Source organism: Lentiprolixibacter sp. (genome assembly GCF_982873095.1).
In genome coordinates, this window is the sequence record NZ_CEYNTP010000157.1 from 1 (window position 1) to 6745 (window position 6745).

Annotated in this window: 7 protein-coding genes and 1 pseudogene; 7 read left to right on the top strand and 1 reads right to left on the bottom strand. The window is 48.1% G+C overall.

Annotation, left to right across the window (positions count from 1 at the left end):
• From AC4E7D_RS09885 to AC4E7D_RS09895, 3 genes and pseudogenes are all read left to right on the top strand, one after another.
• Positions 1-210, top strand: a pseudogene (locus AC4E7D_RS09885) (alanine dehydrogenase); the annotation flags it as partial.
• A gap of 3 nt (positions 211-213) precedes the next feature.
• Complete coding sequence (locus AC4E7D_RS09890) at positions 214-597, top strand: DUF4258 domain-containing protein (protein WP_490173636.1); 384 nt, start codon at positions 214-216, stop codon at positions 595-597.
• Positions 598-639: 42 nt separating this feature from the next.
• On the top strand, positions 640-2268 hold the full coding sequence (locus AC4E7D_RS09895) for a DUF885 domain-containing protein (protein WP_490173637.1): 1629 nt from the start codon (positions 640-642) through the stop codon (positions 2266-2268).
• 12 nt (positions 2269-2280) lie between these two features.
• Here the strand turns inward: AC4E7D_RS09895 and AC4E7D_RS09900 are convergent, their stop codons facing one another.
• Positions 2281-3756: a M28 family peptidase gene (locus AC4E7D_RS09900; RefSeq protein ID WP_490173638.1), complete on the bottom strand. Its 1476-nt coding sequence runs from the start codon at positions 3754-3756 to the stop codon at positions 2281-2283.
• Positions 3757-3871: 115 nt separating this feature from the next.
• On the opposite strand from AC4E7D_RS09900, the gene AC4E7D_RS09905 reads away from it, so the two are divergent.
• The 4 genes from AC4E7D_RS09905 to AC4E7D_RS09920 all read left to right on the top strand — a co-directional run.
• Positions 3872-4363 carry a GNAT family N-acetyltransferase gene (locus AC4E7D_RS09905; protein ID WP_490173639.1) on the top strand — a complete coding sequence of 164 codons (492 nt, stop codon included), beginning with the start codon at positions 3872-3874 and terminating at the stop codon, positions 4361-4363.
• Positions 4364-4505: 142 nt separating this feature from the next.
• Positions 4506-5903, top strand: a complete 1398-nt coding sequence (locus tag AC4E7D_RS09910; RefSeq protein WP_490173640.1) for a Gfo/Idh/MocA family protein — start codon at positions 4506-4508, stop codon at positions 5901-5903.
• A gap of 94 nt (positions 5904-5997) precedes the next feature.
• A complete protein-coding gene (locus tag AC4E7D_RS09915) occupies positions 5998-6255 on the top strand; it encodes a hypothetical protein (RefSeq protein WP_490173641.1) in 258 nt (85 codons plus the stop codon).
• 44 nt (positions 6256-6299) lie between these two features.
• A partial coding sequence (locus tag AC4E7D_RS09920) for a serine hydrolase domain-containing protein (RefSeq protein WP_490173642.1) occupies positions 6300-6745 on the top strand: 446 nt, incomplete at its 3' end.

Here is a 6745-nt window from a genome sequence, read left to right on the forward strand (position 1 = left end):
CGCTACCCGAGGACTTCTTCGGTTTCCATCAGTAATATCTTTACCCCCTACCTTTTAAAAATCGGAGAAGACGGTGGACTGGAAAATTCGCTGCGGTTCGACAAGGGGTTGCGCAACGGCCTCTATATGTACCATGGCATACTCACCAACAAGGCTGTGGGCGACTGGTTCGACCTTAAATACAGTGATATCAATTTCCTTATTTTCTGATCGATGTCCTTTTTAAAAAGATTGGGATTCTATCTTATCGGCCTTTCCATCGGCCTTATATTTCTCATAGTTTTCCTGAAGAATAAGTCGGAAGAAACAGGCACTTCCTTTTGTTATTTGCCCAATTGCCGGGTTTTAAAAGAATTGCGTTCCAAGCCTATGACCTACAGCCCGGAGTTCCAAAGACTCCTCGATGCCGGGGTTGTGGATTCTTTGGATATTTCCGATTTCCTTACCGATGGCGATATCGACTTTAAAAACAGTGACACGCGGGCTACACCCTGCAATACTTACCGAATCGAAGGGCCTGAAGAGTTAGAAAAAGTTGTACTTGTTGTGGACAATTGCAAAGATAGTATTGTATTAAAAAGCCTGGAAGATCAATAAGATGGCTTCCCGAAGGCAAGTAACCCTCCATACCTATTTCCAATGAAGTATTATTTTGTGATTATCTGTTTCCTCCTCCTGGGATGTGATGCAAAGGAAAACAGCAACAGTACAACCACCCGTACCTATGAAGATCTTGTTAGTCTGTTCCGGGAATGGCGGACATTTGAAACCCCTCCAGGGCTCAATGGAGCGCCAGATTACACAGCCCAAACCTTTAAGGAGCGGCATTCGCGTTTTCTGGAATTGCAAAACCGTTTAATGGCCATGGACACCACAGGCTGGAGCATTGCAGAGCAGGTAGACTGGCGGTTGGTGTGGGCAGAAATGAATGGATACGATTTCAACTACCGGGTACTTAAACCCTGGAAACGGGATCCCGCCTTCTACAAATCCCTGTGGATGGCTCGCAGTGATGTTCCGGCACACGAGGGGCCTACCCACCATGCCACGACCGAACTCTGGACGTATGAATTCCCATTATCTGTAGAGGAGAGAAACCGTTTGTTGCAAGACCTCCGGGTAATCCCAGAACTGAATAAACAGGCCCGTACCAATCTCACCGGCAATGCCCGTGACCTCTGGCTTGCAGGGATCCGGGACATTGAAGTCCAAAGTAAGAACCTGGAAGGGGTGCTGGACCTTCCCGGTGTAGGCTCAGATGAAGAACTGGTCAGTTCGCTTAACGAAGCCATAAAAGCCACCGATGCCCTGGCAGCATGGTTAAAGGAACAAAGCGCCTCCAAGGACGGACCTTCAGGTATTGGAAAAGAAAACTATAGCTGGTACCTACAAAATGTGCACCTCGTACCCCTGAGCTGGGAAGATGAAGTTCAATTACTTAAACGGGAACTGGCCCGTGCCTGGGCTTCCTTGAAATTGGAAGAGCACCGCAATCGCCATCTTCCACAACTTGTCCCGGCCAGCAGTCCGGAAGCGTACAAGGAACTTGCAGAAGCGTCAGCTGCCAGTCTCATGGCTTTCCTGGAAGAGCAGGACATCGTAACCGTAAAAGACTACTTTGAACCTGCTTTACGGGAACACCTTGGGCAATTTGTCCCGGAAGCCACCAGGAACTTTTTCTGGATCACTGCCCATCATGACCCACGTCCGCTGTATTCCCATTTTTACCATTGGTTTGAACTGGCACGAATGGATACAGAGCCCAACCCCAGTCCCATCAGGAAAGGCCCCCTCCTCTATAACATTTTTGACTCCCGCAATGAAGGCATGGCAACCGCAGTTGAGGAAATGTTTATGCAGGCCGGACTCTATGATGCTTCTCCCCGAGTTCGGGAAATTGTGTACATCATGATTGCCCAGCGAGCTGCAAGGGGCCTTGGTTCCCTGTACGCCCAAGCAAATGAGATGAGCATGGAAGAAGCCGGGGGGATCCACTCAGAGTACACCCCAAGGGGATGGATGAAAACAGAAAAAGAATTGCTCCTGTTTGAACAACACCTCTACCTGCGACAGCCGGGTTACGGTACGAGTTACATCACGGGTAAATACCTGATCGAACAGGCCATGGCCGATTTCGCCAGGGTTAGCGAAAACAACGGTAAGCCTTTTTCACTGAAAACCTTTTTGGATGGCATGAATGCCATTGGCAACATACCGGTTAGCCTCGGCCACTGGGAATTGACCGGTACGGACCCTTATTCAGAATAATTTAGAAAGGGCCTATTCCTGATACAGCGCTTTGCCCGCTGCTTCATATTTGTCCCCGGCAGTCCAGACAGGCGTTTCAGGATGATTTCCAATGAGTCGGCCTGCCATTACATAGGCCCGGAAAAATTTCTCGAGATACCCAAAATCCAAGGTGTCCGGTTCGTCACCGGCCTGGTGGTAATATTTTGTTATTTCTGCATTAAAAGCCGTAAAGCCCATACTAAAGGTAGGGGCAGGTATGCCTTTTCTCGCAAAATGCACGTTGTCTGAACGATCAAATAATCCCTGCTCAGGAGCGGGATCGCCAATGGCTGTTAATCCAAAAGTAGTCGCCGCTTCTTTGATCAGAGGTGCTGCCGTGGTCCTGGGCAAACCAACAATTGTTGCCTTGGTCGTATCGTTGTATCCCCCGTTATCACTGTTGAAACAATACACCATTTGGTTTAGGGGAAGTACCGGGTGCTCCACATAATACTCACTGCCCAATAGTCCTTTTTCCTCTCCGGTAAACAAAATGAACAGGGCCGAACGCCTGGTGGGATACCTGGCCAGGTTCTCCGCCATGCTGAGTACGGTAGTGGTCCCCACAGCATTGTCCCTGGCACCATTGTATATGGTATCACCGGTTGCATCGGGCCTTCCTATCCCTACATGGTCATAATGGGCGGAATAGATGATGTATTCTTCACTTAGTTCCGGATCAGACCCCGGTACGCTGCCCACAATATTGTAGGAGACAAAGGATTCCTTTGGTGGCAATACCATGCGCATTTTCCCATTATGTATCTTCTGACTAGAAAGTTGAGCTATCAGGCTGCCGTCAGCATCCTGCACCCACAAGTAGGAAAAATCGTTTTCTGATCCCTCCTCTTCCTGGGCGAGCTGGATCCCGGGGGCATTGAACTGATGATCAATATACGCCCACATCTGGTCCTGGGCCCCGATAAGTTCTACGATTGCCAAGGCCCCTTTCTGCCGGGCCAGTTCCCGTTTGGTACGTAACAGATTATAGGCCCGTTGTGCCTCCCCGCCATCGGCATTCCCGGCTTTGATCAAAACCACCTTCCCGCTGACATCCAATTCGGTATAATCGTCCTCAAGCCCATATCCCGCATAGACGAATGCCCCTTCATAGTCCATATCTGTCTTAATTATGGGGGCGGCCTTTTCTATGGTTGTATTACCAATGGTAATGTTCAGTTCCCGGGCAGGTAATGAGCGCTCCATAGGCACTTCCTGATAATAATTGCCTGTTTTAGGGTTTGGTTGCACCCCGTAGCTCCTTAGCGTATTAGCCAGGTAGGCTGCAGCAATTTTATTTTCATGGGTCCCCGTTTCCCGTCCTTTTAAAAGGTCATCTGCCAGAAAGTAGATATGGCCTTCAATGGTAGACTGGTTTACCGTCTCCATTACTTTGTCTTTCTCTTCCTGGGCAGTAATTGATATCCCCATGAAGAAAACAAGCAGTAAAATAAGTTTAGTACGCATAAATAAAAGAGTTATGTGTTTAAGCATGTGTCGAATCCCAAAATACATAAATTGAAACTGCCCTCACAGAATAGCCGAATATTTTATACATTTCTTGTGCAGACCCGCAACTGGCATGACTACATTCTTAAAAGCACAGGACAAAAAGGCATATGGTGTTATCTCACAATTGGCGGATACCATATGGCGGGAACATTACACCCCCATTATTGGGGCATCCCAGGTGTCCTATATGCTGAACAAATTCCAGTCTGCTGAGGCCATTGAAATGCAGGTGAACGGCGGGATGCACTATTACTTAATCTTTTACGGCTCGCATCCGGCAGGTTATTTCGCTTTTGAAAAAAAAATTGATGAATTATTCCTCAGTAAATTCTACGTGGAGAAAACATACCGGGGCAAGGGTATTGGAAAGGCAGCCATGGCATTAATTATCCGGGAGGCAAAGCATATGGAATGCACCCGGATCAGCCTCACGGTTAACAAAAACAATACCGGTGCCATCCTGGCCTATGAAAAATTAGGGTTCCACAACCTGGGCGGTGTGGTTCAGGATATTGGAGAGGGATATGTTATGGATGATTTTCTATTGATTAAGTCCTTGTAGGGGGGCTTATTGCCGAATAAAATTCAATAATTCCTCAGTGATGGGGCTGCCAAATTGATTGCGTACCCTAAACACAAATTCAGGAAAGAGAAGTCTCATTAAAAAAAGGTAACTTGAGATTGCTAACCACAGCTTAACGCCTATGAGTAATCTCAATCGAAGGAAGTTTATTAAGAAAACCTCCTTGTCTACCGCTGGCATCCTTGCATCCGCCAGCCTGCCCTCCTGTACCCAGGAAAGCACTACAAGAAAGCCTGGCGCCCAATATATGGGTGGTTTTGCTGCTCCAAAACTTGAAGTTGTCCGTATTGCAGTCATCGGTGTGGGTGCGCGTGGCCCATCCCATCTCCAATTATCTGCATCACTTCCGGGAACTGAAATCGTTGCTATCAGCGACTTGTATGAAGACCTGGCCACTAAGTGGGCCACTGAGGCACGCCTTATGGGCAATGGGGAAAGACATAAAGAGGTCAAAACCTATTTTGGCGAGGAAATGGCATGGAAACGCATGTTGGCCGAAGTTAAACCCGATGTAGTCTTTATTGCCACCAACTGGAGCAATCATGCCCCTATGGCCATTGAAGCGATGAAACAGGGCGCACATGCCTTTGTAGAAGTGCCTTTGGCCCTCACCCTTCAGGAACTATGGGACATTGTGGATACCAGCGAGCAGACCGGAAGGCACTGCATGATGATGGAAAATGTGAACTATGGCCGCGATGAACTGCTCTTCTTAAATATCTGTCGTAAGGGCATCATAGGGGACCTGCTGCACGGGGAAGCTGCGTACATCCATGAACTGCGGTGGCAAATGGAAGAGGTGGAACGCGGAACTGGTTCCTGGCGGACCTATCACTATGCAAAACGCAATGGCAACCTGTACCCCACCCATGGACTGGGTCCTGTTGCCCAGTACATGAACCTGGCAAGGGGCGAAGACACCTTTAAGAACCTGGTGTCCTTTTCCACCCCTGCTCTGGGCCGTGAGCGCTACGCCCAAAAAAATTATCCGGAAGATCACCAATGGAACCAACTGGATTACCGCGGAGGAGACCTTAACACTTCCATTGTAAAAACCCATTTGGGAAGGACCATAATGGTGCAGTGGGACGAGACCAGTCCCCGACCCTATTCCCGCTTAAACCTGATACAGGGAACTAAGGGTGCCCTTGCAGGATTCCCAACACGTGTCGCCCTGGAAGGGGGTGTGGAAGGCATCACCAAAGACCATCATAGCTGGGTACAGGGGGAACAACTGGAACAGCTCTATGAGAAATACGATCATCCTCTTTACAAAAGATTATCTGCCAGTACCAAGGACAGCGGACATGGGGGAATGGACGGAATGATGATCTATCGGATCATCGAATGCCTTCAAAAAGGATGGCCCCTGGACCAGAATGTCTATGAGGGTGCCTTCTGGAGCGCAGTGGCCCCTTTAAGTGAACGCTCAGTAGCTGCTGACGGAGAACCGCAGGCGTTTCCAGATTTTACCAGAGGGGCCTGGAAGGAGACTGAACCTCTACAAATTGTCACATAATACCTGGCACCCATAAATTTTAACAACTAAAGTCTCTGGATTGTTCTTTTAAAGTTATAATTTTGGATTATATCCATTTATTGGGATTATATCCATGTTATACACCAAATATTTCAGCGGCATCATTCGCCAGTACGGGCGCCCCAACCTTTCGGATGAACAATTCAGGAAGTTCATGAATATCGTGCACCTGGAAGGCCGGATTGCCGGGATCAATACCATCAAGCGGGCCTTGCAGGACACCCGTGAAGCGCACAGGTTTGATGTGGAACACTATAATGTCAGTAAAAAGCTTACGGAGCTAACCGGCAACCTCCCCCCTGAAAAACTCAAGGAACAATTGTTCCGTTAGGGATACATTTCTTAATTTCAAAAGCATCTTAAAACCATATACCGATGAATAGAGTTCTGTATGCCTTAGCCGTGCTCATTGCCTTTACCTCTTGTAAAGAATCGAGAAATGCGGAAGAAACGGTTGAGAAAAGGATCAATTACAGCGCGGACTATCTGCCGGCAGTATTTGAAGAAGACTCCCGTATTGAAAACATAAGGGCATTGCGTGATGAATTGCACGAATTGATCATACAACATGCGGAAGAAAGGCACATTCCAGGAGTTGCCTACGGTATTGTTGTGGGCGATGAGCTCATACTCTCCTCTGCTACAGGTGTGATGGAGGTGGAAAACCAACTTCCTGCCAGCACTTCCACGGCTTTTCGTATTGCCTCCATGACCAAAAGTTTCACGGCCATGGCCATACTGAAATTGCGCGATGCCGGAAAACTGAAACTGAGCGATCCGACTTCGAAGTACCTCCCTGAGCTATCTGGCATGGAATACCT